The organism is Hansschlegelia beijingensis (assembly GCF_014196425.1).
GTDB lineage: Bacteria > Pseudomonadota > Alphaproteobacteria > Rhizobiales > Methylopilaceae > Methylopila > Methylopila beijingensis.
Genome location: NZ_JACIDR010000003.1, coordinates 438366 through 460663, shown reverse-complemented (window position 1 = coordinate 460663; position 22298 = coordinate 438366). Strand labels below are relative to the sequence as shown.

23 protein-coding genes are annotated in these 22298 nt (G+C 69.2%); 1 reads left to right on the top strand and 22 read right to left on the bottom strand.

Features of this window, described 5'->3' with window-relative positions; translation table 11 throughout:
* Nucleotides 1-2: 2 nt before the first annotated feature.
* From ade to GGR24_RS12190, 3 genes are all read right to left on the bottom strand, one after another.
* On the bottom strand, nucleotides 3-1724 hold the full coding sequence (gene ade, locus GGR24_RS12200) for an adenine deaminase (protein WP_183395622.1): 1722 nt from the start codon (nucleotides 1722-1724) through the stop codon (nucleotides 3-5).
* 68 nt (nucleotides 1725-1792) lie between these two features.
* Entirely contained in the window at nucleotides 1793-3088 is a 1296-nt protein-coding gene (locus GGR24_RS12195) for an NCS2 family permease (protein ID WP_210286156.1), read from the bottom strand.
* A 52-nt stretch (nucleotides 3089-3140) separates the two neighbouring features.
* Nucleotides 3141-4301 (bottom strand): aminotransferase, encoded by a 1161-nt coding sequence (locus GGR24_RS12190; protein ID WP_183395620.1) that lies wholly within the window; start codon nucleotides 4299-4301, stop codon nucleotides 3141-3143.
* A gap of 402 nt (nucleotides 4302-4703) precedes the next feature.
* Here GGR24_RS12190 and GGR24_RS12185 point away from each other — a divergent pair, with 402 nt between their 5' ends.
* The gene (locus tag GGR24_RS12185; protein ID WP_183395619.1) at nucleotides 4704-5774 is read left to right on the top strand and encodes an ATP-binding cassette domain-containing protein; all 1071 of its coding nucleotides are present in this window, start codon (nucleotides 4704-4706) and stop codon (nucleotides 5772-5774) included.
* Between the two features lie 7 nt (nucleotides 5775-5781).
* On the opposite strand, the gene GGR24_RS12180 is transcribed toward GGR24_RS12185, so the two are convergent.
* The 19 genes from GGR24_RS12180 to GGR24_RS12090 all read right to left on the bottom strand — a co-directional run bounded on the left by GGR24_RS12180 (nucleotide 5782) and on the right by GGR24_RS12090 (nucleotide 22269).
* Nucleotides 5782-7605, bottom strand: coding sequence for a diguanylate cyclase domain-containing protein (locus GGR24_RS12180; RefSeq protein ID WP_183395618.1), 1824 nt, complete (start codon nucleotides 7603-7605; stop codon nucleotides 5782-5784).
* Between the two features lie 93 nt (nucleotides 7606-7698).
* A complete protein-coding gene (locus GGR24_RS12175) occupies nucleotides 7699-8472 on the bottom strand; it encodes an SDR family NAD(P)-dependent oxidoreductase (protein ID WP_183395617.1) in 774 nt (257 codons plus the stop codon).
* An 86-nt stretch (nucleotides 8473-8558) separates the two neighbouring features.
* Nucleotides 8559-9803: an SLC13 family permease gene (locus GGR24_RS12170; RefSeq protein WP_183395616.1), complete on the bottom strand. Its 1245-nt coding sequence runs from the start codon at nucleotides 9801-9803 to the stop codon at nucleotides 8559-8561.
* Nucleotides 9804-9927: 124 nt separating this feature from the next.
* The gene (locus tag GGR24_RS12165) at nucleotides 9928-11169 is read right to left on the bottom strand and encodes an ammonium transporter (RefSeq protein WP_183395615.1); all 1242 of its coding nucleotides are present in this window, start codon (nucleotides 11167-11169) and stop codon (nucleotides 9928-9930) included.
* 116 nt (nucleotides 11170-11285) lie between these two features.
* Nucleotides 11286-12299, bottom strand: a complete 1014-nt coding sequence (yut, locus tag GGR24_RS12160) for an urea transporter (RefSeq protein ID WP_183395614.1) — start codon at nucleotides 12297-12299, stop codon at nucleotides 11286-11288.
* 14 nt (nucleotides 12300-12313) lie between these two features.
* Nucleotides 12314-13249, bottom strand: coding sequence for an urease accessory protein UreD (locus tag GGR24_RS12155; RefSeq protein ID WP_183395613.1), 936 nt, complete (start codon nucleotides 13247-13249; stop codon nucleotides 12314-12316).
* 3 nt (nucleotides 13250-13252) lie between these two features.
* Nucleotides 13253-13900 carry an urease accessory protein UreG gene (ureG, locus tag GGR24_RS12150; RefSeq protein WP_183395612.1) on the bottom strand — a complete coding sequence of 216 codons (648 nt, stop codon included), beginning with the start codon at nucleotides 13898-13900 and terminating at the stop codon, nucleotides 13253-13255.
* Nucleotides 13901-13927: 27 nt separating this feature from the next.
* On the bottom strand, nucleotides 13928-14608 hold the full coding sequence (locus GGR24_RS12145) for an urease accessory UreF family protein (protein WP_183395696.1): 681 nt from the start codon (nucleotides 14606-14608) through the stop codon (nucleotides 13928-13930).
* A 38-nt stretch (nucleotides 14609-14646) separates the two neighbouring features.
* Nucleotides 14647-15333: an urease accessory protein UreE gene (locus GGR24_RS12140; protein WP_183395611.1), complete on the bottom strand. Its 687-nt coding sequence runs from the start codon at nucleotides 15331-15333 to the stop codon at nucleotides 14647-14649.
* A gap of 23 nt (nucleotides 15334-15356) precedes the next feature.
* On the bottom strand, nucleotides 15357-15740 hold the full coding sequence (locus tag GGR24_RS12135) for a CrcB family protein (RefSeq protein ID WP_183395610.1): 384 nt from the start codon (nucleotides 15738-15740) through the stop codon (nucleotides 15357-15359).
* Nucleotides 15741-15749: 9 nt separating this feature from the next.
* Entirely contained in the window at nucleotides 15750-16133 is a 384-nt protein-coding gene (locus tag GGR24_RS12130) for a fluoride efflux transporter FluC (RefSeq protein WP_183395695.1), read from the bottom strand.
* A 60-nt stretch (nucleotides 16134-16193) separates the two neighbouring features.
* The gene (locus GGR24_RS12125; protein WP_183395609.1) at nucleotides 16194-17912 is read right to left on the bottom strand and encodes an urease subunit alpha; all 1719 of its coding nucleotides are present in this window, start codon (nucleotides 17910-17912) and stop codon (nucleotides 16194-16196) included.
* Between the two features lie 34 nt (nucleotides 17913-17946).
* Nucleotides 17947-18372 (bottom strand): urease subunit beta, encoded by a 426-nt coding sequence (locus GGR24_RS12120; RefSeq protein WP_183395608.1) that lies wholly within the window; start codon nucleotides 18370-18372, stop codon nucleotides 17947-17949.
* Between the two features lie 20 nt (nucleotides 18373-18392).
* Entirely contained in the window at nucleotides 18393-18695 is a 303-nt protein-coding gene (locus GGR24_RS12115; protein WP_183395607.1) for an urease subunit gamma, read from the bottom strand.
* Nucleotides 18696-18883: 188 nt separating this feature from the next.
* Nucleotides 18884-19615: an energy-coupling factor ABC transporter ATP-binding protein gene (locus GGR24_RS12110; protein ID WP_183395606.1), complete on the bottom strand. Its 732-nt coding sequence runs from the start codon at nucleotides 19613-19615 to the stop codon at nucleotides 18884-18886.
* Entirely contained in the window at nucleotides 19612-20319 is a 708-nt protein-coding gene (gene cbiQ / locus GGR24_RS12105; protein WP_183395605.1) for a cobalt ECF transporter T component CbiQ, read from the bottom strand. The genes GGR24_RS12110 and cbiQ overlap by 4 nt, the downstream gene beginning before the upstream one ends.
* Nucleotides 20320-20321: 2 nt before the next feature.
* Nucleotides 20322-20879, bottom strand: coding sequence for a cobalamin biosynthesis protein CbiL (locus tag GGR24_RS12100; RefSeq protein WP_183395604.1), 558 nt, complete (start codon nucleotides 20877-20879; stop codon nucleotides 20322-20324).
* On the bottom strand, nucleotides 20876-21484 hold the full coding sequence (gene cbiM / locus GGR24_RS12095) for a cobalt transporter CbiM (RefSeq protein WP_183395603.1): 609 nt from the start codon (nucleotides 21482-21484) through the stop codon (nucleotides 20876-20878). The genes GGR24_RS12100 and cbiM overlap by 4 nt, the downstream gene beginning before the upstream one ends.
* An 8-nt stretch (nucleotides 21485-21492) precedes the next feature.
* Nucleotides 21493-22269, bottom strand: coding sequence for a DUF4198 domain-containing protein (locus GGR24_RS12090; protein WP_343066248.1), 777 nt, complete (start codon nucleotides 22267-22269; stop codon nucleotides 21493-21495).
* Nucleotides 22270-22298 lie beyond the last annotated feature (29 nt).

The window sequence follows — 22298 nt, the reverse complement described above, 5'->3', positions numbered from 1 at the left end:
CGTTAGTCCGCCAGCACCTCGAAGCGGTCGACGTCCACCATGCCCAGGTCGGTGATCTTGAGATGCGGGATCACCGCGAGCGGCAGGAAGGCGACCTGCAGGAACGGCTCGGACAGCTGGCAGCCGAGTTCGCGCGCGGCGGCGCGCAACTCGAGCAGCTTCTCGCGCACGCTCTCATGCGGATCGAGGCTCATCAGGCCCGCGAGCGGCAGCGCGAGCTCGCTCCGCACCTCGCCCCCGGCCGCGACCACGATGCCGCCCCCGAGCGCGATCACCCGGTTGGCGGCGATCGCCATCGACTCGGCGTCGGCGCCCACCACGCAGATGTTGTGGCTGTCATGGCCGACCGAGGAGGCGATCGCGCCGCGCTCGAGATCAAAACCCTTCACGAAGCCGCGGCCGATGTTCTGGTTGACGCCGTGCCGGGCGATCACCGCGACGGCGGCCGCGTCCTTCTGCGGGTCCGGGGGCACGAAGCCGCCACGCTCCTTGAGGTCGAGCGTCAGGCTCTCGGTGACGATCTTGCCAGGGACCACGCCGATCACGGGGCGCGGCCCGCCGGCGCCGCGCACGATCAGGTCCGCGGCCGACACCGGGGCGACCTTCATGCTGTCGAGGCCGACCGGCCGCGGCGCCTTGCGGGCCGCGAACCGTTCTGGGGTGACGAGCCCGCCGCCCGCGATCACATGCGCGATCTCGCAGGTCTCGTAGTCGGAAAGCAGCACGAGGTCGGCCCGCTTGCCCGGCGCCACGACGCCACGGTCGCGCAGTCCGAAGGCGTTGGCGGCCGACCAGCTGGCGACCCGGTAGACATGAGCGGCCGGAACGCCCTGCGCGATCGTCCAGCGGATCATGTGGTCGATGTGGCCTTCCTCGGCGATCTCGACCGGGTTGCGGTCGTCGGTGCAGAAGCCGATGAAGGCCGAGGTCTCGGTCCGGATCAGCGGCCACAGCGCGTGCAGGTCCTTGGCGATCGAGCTCTCGCGGATCAGCACGCTCATGCCCTTGCGGAGCTTCTCCAGCGCTTCCTCGTAGGAGGTGGCCTCGTGGTCGGTGCGGATGCCGGCCGCCAGATAGCCGTTGAGGTCCTTGCCGCGGACCAGCGGCGCGTGGCCGTCGATATGGCCGTCCTGGAACGCCGCGAGCTTGGCGAGGCAGCCGGGGTCGCGCGCCAGCACGCCGGGAAAGTTCATGAACTCGGCGAGCCCGATGACCTTGGGGTGATCGCGGAACGGCAGCAGATGCTCGATCTCCAGCCGCGCGCCGGAGGTCTCCAGCGGCGAGGCCGGCACGCAGGAGGACAGGTTCACGCGGATGTCCATCAGCGCGGCCTCGGCGCCGGCGAGCGCGTACTCGATGCCGCCCTGCCCCAGCACGTTGGCGATCTCGTGCGGGTCCCAGATCGCGGTCGTGACGCCGTGCGGCAGCACGCAGCGGTCGAACTCGAGCGGCGTCAGCAGCGAGGATTCGATGTGCAGATGGCTGTCGATGAAGCCGGGGACGACGGTGAGCCCGCGCCCGTCGATGGTCTCGACGCCGTCATAGGAGGCGAAGGTGCCGACGATCGTGTCGCCGCAGATCGCGACGTCGCTCTCGAACAGCGTGGCGGTGACGACGTCGAGCACCTGCGCGCCCTTGATCACCAGGTCGGCGAGCTCGAGCCCCCTGCCCTGCACGATCCGCCGCTCGATCGCGGCTTCCTGACCTTCGGACTCGTAGCTCATGCTTAAGCGTCTCCCCGCGTGCGCCGCGATCTTGGGCGCGCGCGGCGCGCGGTCAAGCTCGGGCGTCGCTATCCTGCAGGCATCACCGCGTAGCGCAGCAGGAACAGCGCCGCGACGATCCAGACCACCGGCTTCGCCTCCCGGGCGCGCCCGGTCACGAGCTTCAGCGCGGCGTAGCCGATGAAGCCGCAGGCGACGCCGTTGGCGATCGAGTAGGTGAACGGCATGGCGAGCGCCGCCACGCAGGCCGGGGCCCATTCGGTGACGTCGTCCCAGTCGAGCTCCGCGATGTCGCGCAGCATCAGGCAGGCGACGTAGAGCAGCGCCGGCGCGGTGGCGTAGGCGGGCGCGGAGCCTGCGAGCGGCGCGAAGAACAGGCAGAGGAGGAACAGCGCCGCGACGGTCGCGGCCGTCAGCCCGGTGCGGCCGCCCGCCGCGACGCCGGCCGCGCTCTCCAGATAGGCGGTCGTGCTCGACGTGCCGAGCATGGCGCCGACCGGGATCGAAAGGCTGTCGGCGAGCAGCGCGCGGCTGAGCCTGCGGTCGCCCTTCTCCCGCATCAGCCCGGCGCGGCCCGCGACGGCGATCAGCGTGCCGGTCGCGTCGAACAGCTCCACCATGAAGAACACGAGAATGACGTTGATCAGCCCGCCCGAAAGCGCGCCCGGAATGTCGAGCGCGAACAGCGTCGGGGCGATCGACGGCGGCGCGGCGAACACCCCTTGGAAGACGTTGCCGGCGAAGACGAAGCTGAGCGCCGTGACGGCCAGGATGCCCGCCAGCAGCGCGCCCCGGAAACCCCATGCGGAGAGCCCCGCGACGCACAGGAAGCCGAGGGCGGCGAGGATCACGCCGGGCTCATGCAGGTCGCCGAGCGTGACGAAGGTCGCCGGGCTGGCGGCCACCAGGCCGGCGCTCTTGAGCGCGATGATCGCCAGGAACAGTCCGATGCCGGCCGTGATCGCGATCCTGAGGGAGCGCGGGACGCCGCCGACGATGGCCTCGCGGACGCCCGTGACCGTCACCAGAACGAACAGGCAGCCGGAGAGGAACACGCAGCCGAGCGCCGCCTGCCAGCTGTAGTGCATCTGCACGACAACGACGTAGGCGAAGAACGCGTTGAGCCCCATGCCCGGCGCGATCGCCACCGGCACGTTGGCGATGAACGCCATGAGCAGACTGCCGAAGGCGGCCGCCAGGCAGGTCGCCACGAAGGCGGCCTCCTTCGGGACGCCGGCCGCGGCGAGGATCTCCGGGTTGACGAAGACGATGTAGGCCATCGTGAGGAAGGTCGTCAGGCCGGCGAGGAGTTCGCCGCGCACGCTGGTCCCGTGCGCGCCCAGCCCGAAGATCCGCTCCAGCATGACGCCGCCTCCCTCTCCGCCCAGCGGGGCAATTCGCATGCCGCAGGCGCCCTCAGAGGCCGCGGGCGAAGGCGGCCAGACGCTCGACCGCGCGGTCGAGCGTGTCGTCGTCCTTGGCGAAGCAGAAGCGGGCGACGGTCGTCACCTTGTTCTCTGCGTAGAAGCTCGAAACCGGGATCGCCGCCACCCCGGCCTCGCGCACCAGCCGTTCGCAGAACGCTGCGTCGTCCGCGACCCCGAGCCGGGCGAGGTCGACATTGAGGAAATAGGTCCCGGCGCTCGGCAGCGGCGTCAGCCCCGCCTCCGCGAGGCCGTCCGCCAGCCGGTCGCGCTTGGCCTGCAGCCCGCGCCGCATGGCGTCGAACCAGCCGGCCTCCTTGCCGAGCCCATAGGCCACCGCCGCCTGCAGATTGGGCGGCGTGGTGAAGGTGAGGAACTGATGCGCCCTGGCGATCACCCGCAGGATCTCGGCAGGCGCGCAGACGAAGCCGACCTTCCAGCCGGTCAGCCCGAAGATCTTGCCGGCCGAGCCGATCTTCACGGCGCGCTCGGCGAGGCCGGGAACGGAGAGCACGGAGACATGGGCGCGGCCGTCGAAAACGACGTGCTCCCAGACCTCGTCGGCGACCACCACGGCGTCGGTCCCCTCGAGCGCCCGGGCCAGCTCCTCCAGCTCCGCCCGGCCATAGACGGCGCCGGCCGGATTGAGCGGGTTGTTGAGCAGGACGAGCTTGGTGCGCGGGCCGACGGCGGCGCGGATCGCGTCGGCGTCCAGCCGCCAGTCCGGCGGCGTCAGGCTGACGAGCCGCGGCAGGCCGCCGGCGCGACGCACGAGCGGCAGATAGGCGTCGTAGAGCGGCTGCAGCAGCACCGCCTCGTCGCCGGGCTCCAGCAGCGCCAGCAGCGCGCACGCGATGGCCTCGGTCGCGCCGGACGTGATCAGGACTTCGCTCTCCGGATCGAGGCTCACGCCCTGGAAGCGCCCGTAGTGCCCGGCGACCGCGGCTCTCAGCTCGGCCGCGCCCATCATGGGCGGATACTGGTTCGAGCCGTGGAGCACCGCCTCGGCGGCTCTGCGCCGGACATCCTCCGGGCCCGGATCGTCCGGGAAGCCCTGGCCGAGATTGATCGCGCCGAGGTCGCGGGCGAGCCGCGACATGGTCTCGAACACCGTGACCGGCAGGCCGGCGAAGACAGCGTTGAAGGACAGCATGCGGTGTTCTTTATTTAGAACGATTCGATCGGCCTTCGCGGCAGCGAAACCGGCGCCGTGACTGCGAATGAGCGCGGAATCCGGGACGCTCCACTTTGGGACCGTCTTATTCAGAATTTCTTAGGATGAAAAACATGATTCCCCACCTTTCGACTGATTGACACGTTCGCTACTCCGAACGAAAGTTAACACACCCCGTCGAGACCGGCTGTCCCGCGTCACTCTCTCGTCGTGGAACGGGATCATTCTCTCCGCAGACGGAGAGCAGCAGGGCGAATAGCCGTGGCGAACGTATCGAAACGTTGGTGCTGTTGAAGCTCTTGGCCGCGCTGTAGCGCCGCCGCCGCGTTTCCGTTCCGCTCGCCCGTCCCCTCCTGGGGACCAGAATTCCGGGGTTCCGCCATGAACGCTCCGTTGCGCCTCGCGCCGACGCCCATCTTCGCCGAACCGCTGCTGCGGCTCCAGGACCTGCACATGAGCTACGCCCTGCGGGACGGCGGCGAACGCCTCGCGCTCGCTGGCGTCTCGCTCGACCTTCCGGCGGGCGAGGTGCTGGCGCTGATCGGCTCCTGCGGCTCCGGCAAGTCGACCCTGGCGCAGCTCGCGGCCGGCCTCGCCGCGCCGACCGCCGGCCTGGTCGCGTTCGAGGGGCTCGACATCGCCGCCGCCGGACCGCGCGCGCGGCGCGGGATCGCGATCCTCGACGCCAGCCCCGACCTGCCCTGCGGCCGCACGCTGCGCGACATCGTCGCCGAGCGCCGCGCGGTCTGCGCCCACGGCCAGGCGCCGGGGCTCGAACTCGCGCGGCTGTTCGAGCTGCTCGACATGGAGGCCGATCTCGACCGCTATCCGGACGAGCTCTCCGAGGGCGGCCGCCGCCGCGCCGCGCTCGCCCGCGCGCTCGCGGGCAATCCGCGGCTGCTGATCCTCGACGAGGTCACGGCCGGGCTCGACCCGGAGGTCGCGGGCTTCTTCCTGACGGCGCTCACCCGCGTCAACGCGGAGACCGGTCTGACCATCCTGCTGATCACGCACGACATGACGGCCGTGACCGCGATCGCGCCGCGCGTCGCGGTGCTGGACGGCGGCCGGCTCGTCGAGCAGGGCTCCACGGCGCGCGTGCTGGCGCGGCCGGAGCACCCGGTGACGCGGCGCTTCGCGGCGGCCGCGACCGGCGCGACGCTGCCGCCCTTCCTGGCCGAGAAGCTGCAGGACGAGCCCACCCCGCGCGGCCGCGCGCTGATCAGACTTGCCTTCGAGGGCGTCAGCGCGACGCGCCCGGTGCTGACCAGCGTGGCGCGCGAGCTCGGCTTCGACCTCGGCATCGTGGCTGGCTCGCTCGGCGCCGCCGGCGGCGAGCCCTACGGGGTGCTGATCGTCGCCGCGCCCTGCGACGAGCCTTACTTCACCGCCGCGGTCGAGCGGCTGGAGGACGCGGAGCTCGCCGTCGAGGTGCTCGGCTTCGTCGCCTGACGCCGCGTCAGGCGACCTTGCCCGCGCCGGCGAAGTACCGCCAGGTGGCCCGGCCGTCCCTTTTCGCCGCGTAGAGCGCGCGATCGGCGCGCGCGACGATCTCCTCGCCGACGGCGGACGGGGAATTCGCGACCGCGACCCCGATCGAGACGCTCGGCTTGATGACGTAGCCCGGCCCCTCGAGCGGCTCCGAGAGCGCCGCGCACAGCCGCTCCGCCAGGATGTCGAACTCGGCCGCGCTCTGGCCTGAGGCCACCACGGCGAATTCGTCGCCGCCGAGCCGGGCGGCCAGGTCGGCGCTCCGCACCGTGCTCCGCAGCCGCCGCGCGACCGTGACCAGCAGGGCGTCCCCGGCCGCGTGACCGAAGGTGTCGTTGACTGACTTGAAGTGGTCGACGTCGATCAGCAGCACCGCGACGCGGCCGCCATGGCGCTCCATCCGCCCGGCCGCCCGATCCAGCTCGCGCTCGAACACGACGCGGTTGGCGAGCTCCGTCAGCGCGTCATGATTGGCGAGATGTTCGAGCGCGCTTTCGAGGCGCTTGCGGTCGGAGATGTCCGTATAGGTGCCGACGGCGCGGATCGCGGTTCCGTCGGCGGCGCGCTCGACGATCTTGCCGCGGTCGTGGATCCAGATCCAGCTGCCGTCCTTGTGGCGGCATCGGACCTCGGCCTCGTAGAACGGCGTCTCGCCGCGCGCATGGGCCTCGAACGCCGCCTTGGCGGGGCCGCGGTCGTCCTCGTGGATCAGCAGGTCCCAGCGCGACGCGGTCCTGAACTCCTCCGGGCCGTAGCCGAACATCCGCGCGGCGCGCTGGCTGAAGAAGCCCTGGCCGCTCGGCAGGTCCCAGTCCCACAGCCCGTCATTGGCGCCCTCGAGCGCATAGGCGAGCCGGCGGGCGTCGGCGTGCAGCGCCCGGCGGGCGCGCTCGCGCTGCGATACGATCGCGGCGACCACCAGCGCCGGCAGCATGGTGAGCCCCAGCATCGCCTGCAGCGGCAGCAGCACCTGGGGCGCGTTGGCGTCATGGGCGCCGGGCCAGTAGCCGAGCAGCGCGCTCGTCACCGCGCAGACCGAGAAGATCAGCGCGGTGACGGCCGTGTAGAACATGCCGAAGCGCAGCGCGAACCAGAGCAGCGCGGTGCCGGACAGCTCGATCAGCCAGAGCTCGCCGGTCAGCGGCACCAGCGCGCCCGCCATGGCGAGCGTCAGCGAGGCGGCGGCGAGCTCGAGCGTCCTCAGCCGCGCCGAAGGCTCGTTCGAGAAGCGCCGGCGGAACTCGGCCGCGACGCGCCGCTGCTCGGCGCTGCGCCAGAACAGGCAGGGCGGCAGCAGGATCAGGAAGTTGACCGCCTCGATCAGCCACCAGGAGAAGGCGAGCGGCGCGATCCCGACCGTCTGGCCGAAGGCGAAGCTGAGCGGGATGCTGCCCAGCACCGCGCCCGGAAATGGCCCGACGACGGAGATGAAGAACAGCGCCAGCACCGACCGCGTGCGGGTCGGCTGTTCCTGGGTGACGCCGGTGCGGACCAGCAGCCAGCCGGTCGCGCCGATCGTCATGCCGTTGGCGAGGCCGATCGCGATCGAGGGGCCGACGCCGTCGCCGATCGCCCAGTGCGCGAGCGCGTTCGAGGCGGCGAGCGCGGCGAATTCGGGCATGCCGCCGGCGCGCTTGAGGAAGATCAGCGCGCCGAGCGCCATGGCGTTCGCGGGCCACACCACCGCCGCCACCCCATGGGCGCGGCCATAGACCAGCGTCACATAGGCGACGAGGAAGTAGCCGAGCGCGAGCAGGACGCCCTGGACCATGCGCGCGCGCGACAGTGACAACGCAGACCCCCCTCAAACCAGCCCGGATGATGCGGCCGGACCACCTACCATTTGGTTTCGCCGACCGCTGAAATTGCGCGCAACGCGCGCGTTTCAGCCGCGATGCACCGTCGTGGCGCTGAAGGCCTGATCGATCGGCATGACCTGCAGCCGGTTGATGTTGACGTGCTCGGGCAGCGTCGCGCACCAGAAGATCGTCTCGGCGACGTCTTCGGCCTTCAAGGCGCGGGTATTGGCGTAGACGTTCGACGCCCTGCCCTCGTCGCCCTTGAAGCGCACCAGCGAGAACTCGGTCTCGGTCATGCCGGGCTCGATGTTGGTCACCCGCACGTTCTTGCCGAGCATGTCGGAGCGCGTTGCGAGCAGGAACTGCTTCACGAAGGCCTTGGTGCCCGCATAGGTGTTGCCTCCCGGATAGGGATAGTCGCCCGCCACCGAGCCGACGCCGAACACATGCCCGCGGCCGCGGGCGATCATGCCCGGCAGGCTTGCCCGCACGGTGTTCACCAGGCCGGTGACGTTGGTGTCGATCATCGTGTGCCAGTCGTCGATCCCGACCGTGTCGGCCGGGCCGAGGCCGAGCGCGAGGCCGGCGTTCGCCACCACGACGTTGACGCCCGCGAACGGCGCCGGCAGCTCGGCCAGCAGCTTCTCGATCGCCGCATAGTCCCGCACGTCGAGCTCGGCGACATGCAGCGCCTCGCCGAGCTCGGCCTTGAGCTTCTCCAGCCGCTCGCGGCGGCGGCCCGTGCCGATCACCTTTGCGCCCGCGCCCGCGAAACGGCGGGCGATCGCCTCGCCGCAGCCCGAGGTCGCGCCGGTGACGAACACGGTGAGGGTCGAGGGGTCGAGGCTGGGATAGGACATGCTTGGGCTCCGCGCGGAGGCGCAGGAGTTACCGCCACGCGACCGTGGAGTCGATCAGGCCCGAGGCTCGGCATGAGCCGGAGAACTCAGTTGAGGTGATAGATCCAGACGGCCGCCATCAGCAGGCACAGGAGCGACGTCGGGACGCCCGCGCGCGCGAATTCGCCGAAGCTGAGCGTGATGCCGCGCTTGCTGCATTCCTCGGCGACCACGATCCCGACGATGCTGCCGAAGACCACGATGCTGGACGAGAACGAGGTGCCCAGCACGATCGCCGCGCCAAGCGCCTCCGGGTGGTGCGCGCCGCCGATCAACGGGGCGACCAGCATTACGGACGGGTTGTTTCCGACGATGTTGCTGAGCACGGCCATGATGACCAGCATTGAGGGCGGATTGTGCAGGTCCAGCCCGACCGAGCGCAGCGCGTGCAACACCTGCTCGGGAAGTCCCGTCGCGGCGAGCGCGCCGTTGACGACGAACAGGCCGAACAGCAGCAGCAGCAGGTCGCCATTGACGTGATGCAGCATATTGCTCGAGGAGACGCGGCGGCTGATGAGCAGGACGCTCGCCCCCATCAGGGCGACCAGCATCTGCGGCAGGTCGCTGAAGAGAAACGCCGCCAGGATGGCGATGGTCACCAGGCCGGTCTTGATGGTCTCGCCGCGATCGAATTCCACGGGCGTCTGCGGGTCCGGAGCGGTCGCGCCGGCGGGCGCCGTTTCTTCGGACAGGCGCCATCGCCCGCGATAGAAAAGCACGATGACGATCCAGGTCAGCGGCAGGCTGAGCACGGCCGGGAGCGCCGTCGCAGCCATGAAGCTGGCGAAGGAAAGCTCCAGCGTCTCGGCGACGATCATGTTCTGCGGACTGCCAAGGAGGGTCGCGGCGGAGCCGAAATTGGCCGCGAAGCAGAAGGCGAGCAGAAAGGGCAGCGGGTTAAGTCGCCGCGCTACGCAGACCGAGCAGAAGATCGGCGTCATCGCGACCGCCACCACATCCTTGTTCAGCAGGGCCGCCATGGCGGCGGTGACGGCGATCAGTATCGCGAGGAGCCCTTTCGGCCCGACCTTGAGATTTCCGACCTTGACGGCGACCCAGTCGTAGAAGCCGGAGACCACGAAGGCGGCCGAGACCGTCATCAGGCCGAACAGCAGACCGAGGACCCGAAAGTCGACCGACGCCCACGCCGCGGCGGGCGAGATTTCCCGGGTCGCGATGAGCAGCATCGCGCCGACCATCGCCGCGCCGGTCCTGTCGAGCCGAAGGCCCGGCATATGGCCGACGCCCATGGCGACGTAGACCAGGAGGAAGATCGCGAGCGTCAGGTCCACTGCGGCACGCAAGCAAGGCGGCGGGACAGGCTGAACAGGCTCGCCCGCTCCGGCGGGCGTCCGGAGCGGGCGTCAGGCGCGTGGGACGGCGGGCGGAGCGGCGCATCCATGTCGCGCGCTGGCGTCATTTCGGCCTTCCGCGATCCATGTCCCAGAGATTGAAGGCGGCCTCGCCGTAGAACGGCTCGTCCAGCCCGGTCTGCTGGATGGTTTCCGACACCCGCAGGATGCCCAGCCCATCCAGGATCTTCAGCAGGATGAAGGTGACGAGGCTCGCATAGGCCGCGACGATCGCCACGGCGAGCACCTGGACGCCGAGCTGGTCGAGGCCGGCCGACACCTGATTGATGTGCGAACTCGCCAGCACGCCGATCAGCATCGCGCCCGTCATGCCGCCGACGCCATGCGCCCGCCAGACCTCCAGCGTGTCGTCGATCTTCAGCCATGCCTGCACATGCTTGGCATGATAGCAGGCCGTCGCGCCGATGGCGCCGATGACCAGCGCGGCCATCGGCTCGACATAGCCGGACGCGGGCGTGATGGTGGCGAGGCCCGCCACCGCGCCCACCAGGACGCCGGAGAAGGACGGGTGGCCGCTCTCCTGCCATTCCCAGAACATCCAGACGAGCATCGCGATCGAGCCGGCCAGCATCGTGTTCGTGAAGGCGTAGGCCGCCAGCGCGTCCGCGGCGTAGGCCCCGCCGGCGTTGAAGCCGAACCAGCCGAACCACAGCAGGCCTGCGCCGAGCGCCACGAGCGGCAGGCTGGCCGGCGCGCTCTCGCTCTCGCCCGGGGCGAGCTTGCGCTTGCCGAGATAACCGGCCGTCACCAGCGCGGAGAAACCTGCCGAGGTGTGAATGACGATGCCCCCGGCGAAGTCGACGACGCCGAACGTCGCCAGAAAGCCGCCGCCCCAGATCCAGTGCGCCGCCGGCAGGTAGACGAAGATGGTCCAGAAGGCGATGAAGAACAGATAGGCGCCGAAGCGGAACCGCCCGACGAACGCGCCAGTCATCAGCGCCGGCGTGATGATGGCGAACATCATCTGATAGGCGAAGACCATGATGAACGGGACGTTCGGCCCAAGGTCCGGATTGGGCTGAACGCCGACGTGATACATGCCGAAATACGGCGCGATGCTTCCGATGAAGCCGCCGACGTCAGGCCCGAAGGCGAGACTGAAGCCGCCGAACACCCAGATCAGCCCGACGACGCCGATGCAGACGAAGTTCTGGATCATGATCGACAGCATGTCGCGTTGCTTGACCAGGCCGCCGTAGAACAGCGCTAGCGCCGGGGTCATCATGCAGACCAGGGCGGTGCACAGGAGCATGAAGGCGGTATCGCCCGCGTTGATCGCTTGCATACCAGTTCCCCTTTCCGACGCGCGCGCCCGGAACCGTCGCCCGGCCGCGCTCGAACCCCGCGGGCCCGTGTGTCGCCCACATCACCCTGTTGTCGGTCGCCGCGCCCTGATCCTGCTCAAGTCGTCTTGGTGGACGGACTCTTTTCGGCATGCCGATGTCCGAAGAGATGATCCGACACAGGGCGATGCGGGTGCGGCGCCAGAAGTTCCTTCGGGGCGATGAAGAGATACATCGTCAGGACGTAGGGCGCCGTGAAGGACGGAAGGCCCGCCGGCGCCACCATCACGTCGAGCGCGCCCTGCACGAAGACGGTGGTCACGGTCGCGAGCGCCGCATAGACGACCACCCTCGGCGAAGTCTTCATGAAGATCACGCCCACGGCCATCGCCGTCAGCACCGGACTGAAGCCGAAGAGCCCCTGGCTCACGGTCGCCGGATCGGCGCCCAATCCGATCGCCACCAGCATCGCGATGAGCGAGCCCGCCGCCGCCGCGACGCCTGCAGGGATCGACGCGATGAACACGCCGAGCAGGATGATGGCCCCGGAGACCGCGCTTCCGAGCAGATAGACCTGCCCGATGTTGCGGAAGAAGATCTCGACGAGTTCGAGCGGCCCGGGAACGGCCGCCAGCCCCTGCACGTAATCGGTGGCGAGCTTCGGCTCGTCCCCGGTGACGTCCAGCCCGCCGAAGGCGTAGGCGCCGGCCACCAGGAGCCACCCGGTCAGCACGAACGGCCCGGTCGATCCCGGAATCTCCCATCGCGCGGTCAGCGTGGCGCTGAAGGCGGCGGTGACCACGGTGCTGACCGCGGCGCCGACGACGACGTAGATCCACAGTTGAGGCGACGCGGCGATGAAGGTCGGCAGCGCGGCCCCGACCAGGATCCCGTTGAAGCCGTAGAGTCCGGACGCCACGGATTTCTGGTCGCAATCCATGAGCCGGGCGGTGAGCGTCGCGACCACGACGCCGACCGCGGCGCCGATCGTGGTCGCCCAGACGCCGGTGACATAGGAGGCGTAGGCCATGGCGACGAAGAACAGGGCGCCCGTGACCGCGTTCTCCATGAAGAACACCTGACTGGCCCCCTTCAGGAATTCGACGGCGATATTGCTGCTCTGCTGGGCCATGACGTTTCCTTCTGTCAGCGCCAGAGGAACTCTTCTGGAAGCGTCCGGCCGCGCGCCTCCTCGCGGACGATGCGCCAGAACCGGCGCACCTCGTTGCGCACGTCGTAGGTTTCCTCGCCCACCGCGCGCAGCATCAGTCCGGCGTCGTTGGGCAGGCGGCAGACCCCGGAGATCGCGCGCGGCGCCTCCGGCGGGAAATTGGTCTCGTAGCGGTCCCGGATGCGCGCCGCCACGGCGGGCGGCGTCAGGCACATGATGTTGGCGAAGGCGTCGTAGCCGCGCATCACGGCCGGATAGTCGATGGTGGGGTCGCCCTTCTCGATCAGGATCTTTTCGGCGAACAGCTTGCGGCCGTCCGGGCGGCGCACCGCCACCGCCACCGACAGCAGATCGAGGCCGAAGCGCTCATCCGCATGGTGATGCTTGCGGCCCGCAAGCATCATCTCGCCATAGAGCAGCGTCGCATCTTCGGCGATGACGATGTCGCTGTGATTGATGAAGCGGGAGTCGCGATACGCGATGGTGAAATCGGGCAGGTATTCGAGATAGGCGCCGCTCTCCAGCGTCACCGTCTGGTGCTGCGAGGCGTAGTTCGCGTCCATCTGGTGAATTCTGTTGGCGCTCTGCGAGGTGACGTGGGCGCACGCCCCCTCGGCGACCGTGATGTCGATCCTGTAGCGGTCGCCCTGGAGGATGCCGCCGCCGATCGAGATGATCGAGCAGATCGGCAGTTCCGGCATCGCCTCGTCCCAGTACAGCGCCTGCTGCACCAGAAGCGGCGCCACGCGGTAGAGGTCGTGCAACACCGAACGGTCGTCGCGCAGCGAGAAGCCGAGCCGCAGCTCTCCGACCTTGCCCGGCGCGGCCGCGCGCATCTGCGCCGGCTCCGTCTGGAAGTCGCGCAGCTCCCGCGCCGAGTCGAGACGTCCGAGTTGCTCGAGAAGCGCCATGCCTCAGGCGTCCACCTTCTCGGGCCGGGCCACCTTCACGTCGAACAGCGCGAGGTCGAGGATGAGGCGCATCAGCTCGTCGACGCCCTCCCCGGTCTTGCAGTTGGTGAAGACGAACGGCTTCTTGCCGCGCATCAGCCGGGAGTCGCGGTCCATCACCTCGAGGCTCGCGCCCACATAGGGCGCGAGGTCCTTCTTGTTGATGACGAGAATGTCGGACTGGCAGACGCCCGCGCCGTTCTTGCGCGGGATCTTGTCGCCGGCCGCGACGTCGATGACGTAGATGTAGAAATCCGCCAGCGCCGGGCTGAAGGTCAGGGTCAGGTTGTCGCCGCCGGACTCGATCAGGATCACGTCGCTGTCCGGATAGGCCGCCTCGAGCTCCTCGACGGCGGCGATGTTCATCGACGGGTCCTCGCGCACCGCGGTGTGGGGGCAGGCGCCGGTCTCGACGCCGACGATCTTCTCCTCGACCAGGATGCCGTTGAGCGTGCGGCGCACCTGCTTGGCGTCCTCGGTGGTGACGACGTCGTTGGTGATGATCAGCGGCTTGACGCCGAGATCGATCAGCCGCGGCGTGATCGTCTCGATCACGGCGGTCTTGCCCGAGCCGACCGGGCCGCCGATGCCGATGCGCGTGATCTTCTTCATTGGACGGCTCCTTCGCCGATGCCGTGTTCAGTTCATGAACAGGCGGACATGCGTCGTCGTGTGATGGGCGACCAGGACGTCGAACACCGGGGCGAACGACGCCATCTCATCGAGCGAGCGGTCGCGGACGGCCCGATAGTCGCCCTCGACGCGCCCCTGCGCGGTGAACAGGATGCGCTGCGTGTCGAGATGATCGATGCGCATGAGCCGCAGCGCCGCGCTCATGATCATGGAGGCGATGGCGTACTGGTGCATGACGAAGGCCTCGGCCTCGTCGACGTCCATGTGCGCGAGCGCGATCGCCTGGCCGACCGGCAGGCAACCGGGCGTCGCGTTCGCCCTGATGTCCGCGAGCCAGCGCTCCAGCGCCGGCGACGGCATGATCTTGATCACCAGCTCGGCGAACTTCTTGCCGACGCGGGTCAGCATCAGCTGCTGCTCCTCGCCGACCCTCCGGCAGAACAGCTCGCGGTCGGCCAGAAGGATCGCCTCATGGTCGCGGGCGAGCGCGGCGCGATGCGCATGGAGCAGCGCGATCCCGTCCATCCGCGCGGTCTGTCGCAGGATGAGATCGACATAGGCCAGCAGGCTTTCAGGGTCGGATACGACGCCGGTCTGCACCGCCGACTCCAGTCCGTTGGAGAAGGCGAAAGATCCGATCGGCAGCGTCGAGTCGGAAAACTGCAGCAGGCGCGCGAGATGCGCCATGCCCGGAGAGCCGCCGCGCCCGCTCGCCCGGTCCGCCATCACTTCACCGGCTCATGGCTGTGGGCGTGCGCATGCCCGTGGTCATGATCATGATCATGCGAATGGGCGTGGCCATGATCATGCGAATGGCCGTGGTCGTGGTCATGCGCATGGTCGTGCTCGTGCGGATGCAGGTCGTGATGGTGGTGCGGCGTGGCGTCCGCGCCGGCGAACAGCATGCGCGCCTCGCGAGGCTCCAGCCTGGCGGCGATTTCCTCGCCGGGCGCGAAATGCGTCTTCACGTGCTGGAAGGCGTGGGTGCGCATCACCGACGCCATGACCTTCTGGTCGACCGACAGCGGCACATAGACGGTCGTTCCCTTGATGACCGCCGGCCAGTGCTGGTTGCCGAGGCCGTGGCCCAGCTCGAAGCAGGTGCGCAGGATTTCTGGCGGCGAGAGCTTCTCGACGCCTTCGAGCTCGATCACCAGCACGTCCTTGAGGGCGATGCGCGCCGCGATGACGGTGTTGGTCGCCTCGTCGTAATGCAGCACGTCACCGTCATGCAGTTGCTCGGAGCGCGGCAGCGAGACGGCGAGCTCGACGCCGCCTTCGCTCGCCTTGCGCAGCCGGCTCTTCGGCGCCTCCCACTGCTCCAGCACCAGCAGGTCGAGCGCGCCTGACGCCGCGCGCTCCCGCCAGAGCGGGTCTCGGAGATTGCCGAGCGTTCCTTCGACGAGGATCATGTCCGCCTCCAAGCAGTTCGACCTCAGGCGCGGCGCAACGAGGTCGCCGCCCGAAGACCGCACCAAGTAACGGCGTAACCGACGACAAGGCTGGCCAGCACATAGAGCATGGCAAGACCGAACTCCCCGGGCTTCGTCATCTCCGAATAGGTTCCGTAGACGAAGGAGGAGAAGGTCGACATGCCCCCGCAGAAGCCCGTCGACAGCAGCAGCGAAGCATTGTCGGACGCCCGGCGCGCGCGATGAAGGCCGAACACCAGACCGAGAAGAAACGAGGCGAGGATGTTCGCCACGAAGATGTCGAACGGGAACGCGGCGCTGTAGCGCCCGAGAGCGAGCATGGAGAGCTCGCGCGCCATCGCGCCTAAACCGCCGCCGACGAAGACGATGAGCGCCGACGCCAGCATCCCCGCCTCCTATGCGTGCGCCAGCATCACGCCTGCGGCCGCGGCGAGAAGCCCGGCGCCGACGGATGTGACGAGATAGACGAGGGCCAGCGCGCTGCGCCCGCCCTCGGTCATCTGGACCGCGTCAAGCTGCATGGTGCTGAACGTCGTGTAGCCGCCGAGCACTCCGGTGAGCACCAGCGAAGAAATGAGCGTTCCGAAGCGCTCTTCCCAGCCGATCGCCAGCAGGGCGGAAATATAGGCGATCACGAACGCGCCCGAGACATTGACGAAAAAGGTGCCGAACTTGAACGGCGCATCGATCCAGCGGCCGATGAGAGCGCCGACCTGCCAGCGCAGCAGGGAGCCGATGCCGCCTCCAACGCCCACCCACAGGAAATCGCTCGCGTTCATACGGAACATGCCACCCGGTTCATGTGGAGGGGCGCCGCCCTCCACCGCAGGACGCAGGGCTCAGCTGAAGAAGTAGAGCTGGGCGAGCGGGAGACGGGTCGCCGGCTCGATCGTGGCGTGAACGCCATCGACCGTGACGGCGAACGTCTCCGGATTGACCTCGATGACCGGCATCGCGGTGTTGCGCACCATCGAGGTCTTCGTGATCGTCCGCGTGCGATAGACCGGCACGACCTGAGACTTCAGCTCGTAACGCTCCACGATGCCGTCCTCCAGGGCGGCGTGCGAGGTGAAGGTCGCCCGGGTTTTCGTCAGCGCCGAGCCCTGGGCGCCGAACATCGGCCGGTACATCACCGGCTGGGGCGTCGGCAGTGACGCGTTCGGGTCGCCCATCAGGGCCCAGGAGATCATGCCGCCCTTGATGACCATCTTCGGCTTCGCGCCGAAGAACGCCGGCTCCCAAAGCACGAGGTCCGCCATCTTGCCGACCTCGACCGAGCCGATGACGTGAGACACGCCCTGTGCGATGGCGGGATTGATGGTGATCTTGGCGACGAAGCGCAGGACGCGTTCGTTGTCATTGCCCGAGTTGTCGCCCTTGTAGGCGCCCCGGCGCTGCTTCATCAGATCCGCGGTCTGGGTGGCGCGCGCCCAGTTCTCGCCGACGCGCCCCATGGCCTGGCTGTCGCTGGACAGGATCGAGATCGCCCCGAGGTCGTGGAGCACGTTCTCCGCGGCGATGGTCTCGGGGCGGACGCGGCTTTCCGCGAAGGCGACGTCGGTGGGGATCTTCGGGCTGAGATTGTGACAGATCATCGTCATGTCGAACAATTCGGCCTGCGAGTTGACGCCGTAGGGCAGCGTCGGATTGGTCGAGCTCGGTATGACGTTCGAGAGCGAGGCGACGCGGATGATGTCCGGGGCGTGGCCGCCCCCGGCGCCCTCCGTGTGGTAGGTGTGGATCGTGCGGCCCTCGAAGGCCGCGATCGTGTTCTCGACGAAGCCGGACTCGTTCAGCGTGTCCGTGTGGATGCAGACCTGAACGTCGTAAGCGTCCGCCACGGTGAGCGCGTTGCGGATCGCGGCCGGGGTCGACCCCCAGTCCTCATGAATCTTGAAGCCCGCCGCCCCGGCGCGGAGCTGCTCCTTCAGCGGAACCGGCGCCGAGCCGTTCCCCTTGCCGAGCACGCCGGCGTTGATGGGCCAGGCGTCGAACGAGCGGAGCATCATCTCGATGTTCCAGGTGCCCGGAGTGATGGTGGTGCCGTTGGTGCCGTCGCTCGGTCCGATGCCGCCGCCGAACAGCGTGGTCACGCCGTTGGACAGGGCCGCCAGCCCCTGCTGCGGCGAGATGTAGTGGACATGCGCGTCGATGCCGCCCGCGGTGAGGATGAGGTGCTCGCCCGAGATGGCGTCGGTCCCCGGTCCGAGCGCAAGACCCGGGGTCACGCCGGACATGATGGACGGGTTGCCGGCCTTGCCGATGCCGCAGATCAGCCCGTTCTTGACCCCGACATCGGCCTTGACGACGCCCTGGATGGCGTCGAGCACGGTGACATTGGTGATGATGAGATCGGGCGCGCCGGCCGCGCTGGTGAGTTCGTTGTCGAAGCCCATTCCGTCGCGCAGCGTCTTGCCGCCGCCATAGACGGCCTCCTCGCCATAGACGCGCAGATCCTTCTCGATCTCGATGTAGAGATCGGTGTCGGCGAGCCGCACCTTGTCGCCGGTCGTCGGGCCGTAAAGGTCGGAGTATTGCTGCCTCGAGATCTTGACCATCTCCGGAGCTCCATTTCGAGAACGTGGCGGCCCCTTACGGTTTGCTCTTGAAGCCGTAGCGCCCGGCGCGCTCGAGGGCGTCTGTCAGGCGGGGTCGATAGTCGTTGTAGTTCTCGTCGCCGACCCAGCCGTTGACGAGGCCGTTGAAGCCCAGCACCCGTTGCTTGCCCTGAAAGGGCACGAGCACCACCTCCTTCTCGTCGCCGGGCTCGAAGCGCAGCGCCGTGGTGGCCGGAATGTTGAGCCGCTTGCCGAAGGCGTGTTCGCGATCGAATTCGAGCGCCGCGTTCACTTCGAAGAAGTGGAAATGGGAGCCGACCTGCACCGGCCGATCGCCGGTGTTGCGCACCTTCATCTTGGTCGTCGGATAGCCCGCGTTGATCTCGATGTCGCCGTCGCCAAGAACAAGGCCGCCCACTCCGGCCTTTTTCTGGTTCTGGTTCTGCTGGTTCTTGCTCATGCTGACCTCTCCCCGCGCGGCTACTTGATGGGGTTGTGCACGGTGACGAGGCGACTGCCGTCGGTGAAGACGGCCTCGACCTGCACGTAAGGGATCATCTCCACGACGCCCTCCATGACGTCGCCGCGGGTGATCGCCTTGCCGGCGAGCTCCATCACCTCCTCGACGGTCTTGCCGGCGCGGGCGCCGTCGAGCGCCGCGACCGCGATGAGCGAGACGGTTTCGGGATGATTGAGCTTCAATCCCTCGTCCTTACGCCTCTGCGCGACCTGGGCGAGCGTGTAGATGAGGAGCTTGTCGATTTCACGTGGCGTGAAATGCATGAGCGGTTTCCTCGATGAGGCGGCCCTGCGCGTCCGCCGAAACGACGTCGCCGGATCGGACTGCGGGATCGTAGAGCCTTGGCGGCGGCGTATTCTACAGGGCCGCCCGCAATGCAATATTGTACCGCGACCGAAATAAACATCCAGCCGAAGATGCAAAAAAGAAGACGGCTCGCGATTGACTTAGATCAATTATCTTCTGCGCCGCCGCGCGCATCATGGGCCAGGTGTATGTGAAAATGCTGGTGCACGTGCGGGTGGTCGTGGATCTCCGCGCGCAGCAGCCGACCCTGCCGGATGATCATCGCCCGGGTCGCCAGTCCCCCCACGAACTGTGAATCGTGGGACACGAGCAGCAGCGCCGCCGGGCAATCGAGAAGCGCCTGCCGCAACTGGCGGCCATGCTCGTCGTCGACGCCGTTGGTCGGCTCGTCGAGCATCATCACGTCCGGCTTCATTGCGAGCAGGCCCGCGAGGCACACGAGGCGCTTCTCTCCGCCGGACAGACGGTGCGTGACGCGCTGGGCGAGATGGCCGATGCCCAGCTCCTCGAGCGTCGCGATCGCCTGCCGTTCCGCCTCCGCGGCGCCGAGACCGAGATTGAGCGGCCCGAAGGCGACGTCCTCGACCACGGTTGGGCAGAACAGCTGGTCGTCGCTGTCCTGGAACAGGAAGCCGATGCGCGGGCGGAACTTGCGGAACGCCGGCTCGGTCGCGCACTCCTCGCCGAACAGGCGGATCCGGCCCGCCGCCGCCGGCTCCAGCCCGATGATGGCGCGCAGCAGGGTGGTCTTCCCGGCGCCGTTGGGCCCGACCAGCGCGACCCGCTCGCCGGGCCGCAGCGTCAGGTCGACCCCGCTCAGCACCGGGCGTCCGTCGCGCAAGACCGTCAGACCGGTCAGTTCGAGAAGCGGGTTCATAGCCGGTCGATCACCACTGCGAGGATCGCGGCGCCCGAAAGCAGCGCGAAGCAGGCCCAGTCGCGGGCCTGCGGCGCGTCGAGCGGCAGGCTGCGATAGCGCCCCGCATAGCCGCGGCAGAGCATCGCCTCCTGCACGCGCTCCGCCCGTTCGAGCGCGCGCACCAGGATCATGCCGAGAAGATTGCCATAGCTGCGCCAGGTGTGGCGGCTGGAGCGGGGCCGGAAGCTGCGCGCGCGCATGGCGTCCATCAGGCGGCGCGCCTCGTCGCGGATCAGCGCGACATAGCGGGCGGTCATCACGAACAGATGGGCGAGCCGCTCCGGCACGAGCAGCGCCCGCAGCACCGCGCCGAGCCGCTCCGGCTCCAGGTCGCCGAGCAGCACCCGCAGCAGCAGCACGGAGGCCGACACCTTGAGCGCGACCAGCGTGGCGCGCCACAGGCCGGCGCCGCTCACCGTGAAGGGCCCGAGCGTGGCGACGGCGGGCCCGGCCACCGTGAAGGGGAGCGTCACGAACAGCAGCAGCACGAACATCTCGACATGCAGCAGCCGGCGCCAGAAGCGCGGCTCCGGCCGCCGCAGCGCGGTCGCCAGCGCCGCGAGCGCGAAGGCGGCCGCCGCGACCGGCACGGTGCGCAGCAGCGAGATCGCCGAGACGGCGACCAGCGCGGCGACGAGGCGCAGCCGCGGATCGTCCGGCATGGTCAGCTGCGCCTCCGCCGCGCCCACAGACCGATGCCGGCGAGCCCGATGATCAGGAACACCCCGGACAGCATGTCGGTGTAGCGGAGCCGCGCGTCCATCGCCTCCAGCCGCTCCAGAAGCGGCTCGATCTCCCTCTGCACCGCGGCGGCCACGAGGCCGGCGAGCCTGGCGTCGTCGCGCGCCGCGGCGGACGTCTCCGTGGCCGCGTCCGGCTCCGGCGCCGCGACGGCGGCCGTTCCGGAAAACCTGCGCGCCGACAGCGTCGCGGAGGCGACGTGGCCCTCATGGGTGTCGACCGTCACGGTCACGTCGCCCGGCGCCGCGTCCGCAAGCGCGAAGGCGAAGCGGCCCTCGGCGTCGGTCGCGCCGGAGGCGATGAGTTCGCCCGCGCCGCCCTTCGCCGCCCAGGCGCTGCCCTCCGGCCGGCCGCCGCCGACGAAGAAGGCGTAGCCCCGCACGCTCCCGCCCTCGACGGTCGCGAACACCCGCAGCTTGTGGGCCGCCGCGGGCGTGGCGGTCGCCGCAGCGATCAGCAACGCTGCGGCGAGGCGTTTCATGAGGCTGCGGGCTGCAGCGCGGCGGGCCGCACGCGGCCGAGGAACGCCACGATGGTGGCGGTGACGAAGGCCTCGCCGATCATCAGCGGCGCATAGGTGGCGAGCAGCACGCTCGCGACCGGCGTGTAGTCCGAGGAGGACAGCGCGAGCGACAGGGCGACGAGCCCGCCGGTTCCGGCGACCGAGAGCGCGCCGAGCAGGCCCGCGAGCGCGGCCCGCCCGTTGTCGGCGCGCCGGATCATCGGCCCGAGCAGCGCCGCGAACGCCACCCCCGGCAGGGCGATGTTGACGGTGTTGACGCCGAGCGTCGTCAGGCCGCCGAAACCGAACAGCAGCGCCTGCAGCAGCAGCATGACGAACACCGCCGGGAAGGCCGCGACGCCGAGCATCAGGCCCATCAGCCCGCTCAGCAGGACATGCACGCTGGTCGGCCCGACCGGGATCGCCACCAGCGAGCCGACGAACAGCGCCGCGGCGAGAATGCCGGCGCGCGGAATGAGCCGCTCGTCGAGGCGCCGCAGACCGAGCCCCACCCCCACGACGGCCGCGACCGCGCCCGAGACCAGCACGGGCGCGGAGAGCAGGCCGTCGGGGATGTGCGCCACGGGCCGCCTCACCGCGCGCCGGGCATGTCGGTCGCCTTGACCCAGATGAGGCCGCCCTCCTCCACCGCGACCTCGCGGCCGTCGGGCGACCGGCCGGGCGCGTCGCCCTCGATCAGCGCCGCGAAGCCCCACCAGCCGCCGCGCGGCATCGTGTAGGAGAACGCGCCGTTGGCGTCGGCCTTCAGCACCTGGGTGACGAAGGCGTCGTTCGGCGCCTTCACCGAGCCGTCGTTGATGAACTCGACCTCGATCTCGGCGAAGGGCGCCGGCCTTCCGTCCTTCAGCACGACGCCGGAAAACTGGTTCCCGGTCCACAGCCCCGTCGGCCGCGTCAGCGGGCGGATCTCGACCGGCAGGCCGACCAGCGCGTCCCAGCCCTCGCCGGAGGCGAAGCCGTCGACGATCACCTTGGCGTAGTGGACGATCTGCTTGTTCTCGGCGGGCTCGAAATAGGGTTCCGGCTCGACATAGAAGATGGCGACGCCCGGCTCGCCCATCTCATGCGCGAGCGTCCAGCCGGTCGCGCCGCCCACGGTTTTTTGGGTCAGCGACGACGTAAGATCGAGCTTCCTGCCGTCCTTGAGCACCCCCGCCCGGAGGGGGCGCTTCATCTCCATCGTCGGGCCGCGCTCGAAGGGGTGCGTGAAGATCATGTCGACCGTGACGCCGCCGCCGTCGGGCAGCACGTCGGCTGAAGGGATGATCTCCTGGAAATGCGCGAAGGCCGGCGCGGAGCCGAGCAGGAGCCAAGCGGCGCAGCGCGTGAACGAGGCGAAACCGGCCACCGCGAGACTCCAGCGACGAGACCAATACT

Excerpts from the sequence above, each read along its gene's own strand:
- ade (WP_183395622.1), bottom strand. The coding sequence starts at position 1,724 with ATGAGCTACGAGTCCGAAGGTCAGGAAGCCGCGATCGAGCGGCGGATC.
- GGR24_RS12195 (WP_210286156.1), bottom strand. The coding sequence starts at position 3,088 with ATGCTGGAGCGGATCTTCGGGCTGGGCGCGCACGGGACCAGCGTGCGC.
- GGR24_RS12190 (WP_183395620.1), bottom strand. The coding sequence starts at position 4,301 with ATGCTGTCCTTCAACGCTGTCTTCGCCGGCCTGCCGGTCACGGTGTTC.
- GGR24_RS12185 (WP_183395619.1), top strand. The coding sequence starts at position 4,704 with ATGAACGCTCCGTTGCGCCTCGCGCCGACGCCCATCTTCGCCGAACCG.
- GGR24_RS12175 (WP_183395617.1), bottom strand. The coding sequence starts at position 8,472 with ATGTCCTATCCCAGCCTCGACCCCTCGACCCTCACCGTGTTCGTCACC.
- GGR24_RS12165 (WP_183395615.1), bottom strand. The coding sequence starts at position 11,169 with ATGCAAGCGATCAACGCGGGCGATACCGCCTTCATGCTCCTGTGCACC.
- yut (WP_183395614.1), bottom strand. The coding sequence starts at position 12,299 with ATGGCCCAGCAGAGCAGCAATATCGCCGTCGAATTCCTGAAGGGGGCC.
- GGR24_RS12155 (WP_183395613.1), bottom strand. The coding sequence starts at position 13,249 with ATGGCGCTTCTCGAGCAACTCGGACGTCTCGACTCGGCGCGGGAGCTG.
- ureG (WP_183395612.1), bottom strand. The coding sequence starts at position 13,900 with ATGAAGAAGATCACGCGCATCGGCATCGGCGGCCCGGTCGGCTCGGGC.
- GGR24_RS12145 (WP_183395696.1), bottom strand. The coding sequence starts at position 14,608 with ATGGCGCATCTCGCGCGCCTGCTGCAGTTTTCCGACTCGACGCTGCCG.
- GGR24_RS12140 (WP_183395611.1), bottom strand. The coding sequence starts at position 15,333 with ATGATCCTCGTCGAAGGAACGCTCGGCAATCTCCGAGACCCGCTCTGG.
- GGR24_RS12135 (WP_183395610.1), bottom strand. The coding sequence starts at position 15,740 with ATGCTGGCGTCGGCGCTCATCGTCTTCGTCGGCGGCGGTTTAGGCGCG.
- GGR24_RS12130 (WP_183395695.1), bottom strand. The coding sequence starts at position 16,133 with ATGAACGCGAGCGATTTCCTGTGGGTGGGCGTTGGAGGCGGCATCGGC.
- GGR24_RS12125 (WP_183395609.1), bottom strand. The coding sequence starts at position 17,912 with ATGGTCAAGATCTCGAGGCAGCAATACTCCGACCTTTACGGCCCGACG.
- GGR24_RS12120 (WP_183395608.1), bottom strand. The coding sequence starts at position 18,372 with ATGAGCAAGAACCAGCAGAACCAGAACCAGAAAAAGGCCGGAGTGGGC.
- GGR24_RS12115 (WP_183395607.1), bottom strand. The coding sequence starts at position 18,695 with ATGCATTTCACGCCACGTGAAATCGACAAGCTCCTCATCTACACGCTC.
- GGR24_RS12110 (WP_183395606.1), bottom strand. The coding sequence starts at position 19,615 with ATGAACCCGCTTCTCGAACTGACCGGTCTGACGGTCTTGCGCGACGGA.
- cbiQ (WP_183395605.1), bottom strand. The coding sequence starts at position 20,319 with ATGCCGGACGATCCGCGGCTGCGCCTCGTCGCCGCGCTGGTCGCCGTC.
- GGR24_RS12100 (WP_183395604.1), bottom strand. The coding sequence starts at position 20,879 with ATGAAACGCCTCGCCGCAGCGTTGCTGATCGCTGCGGCGACCGCCACG.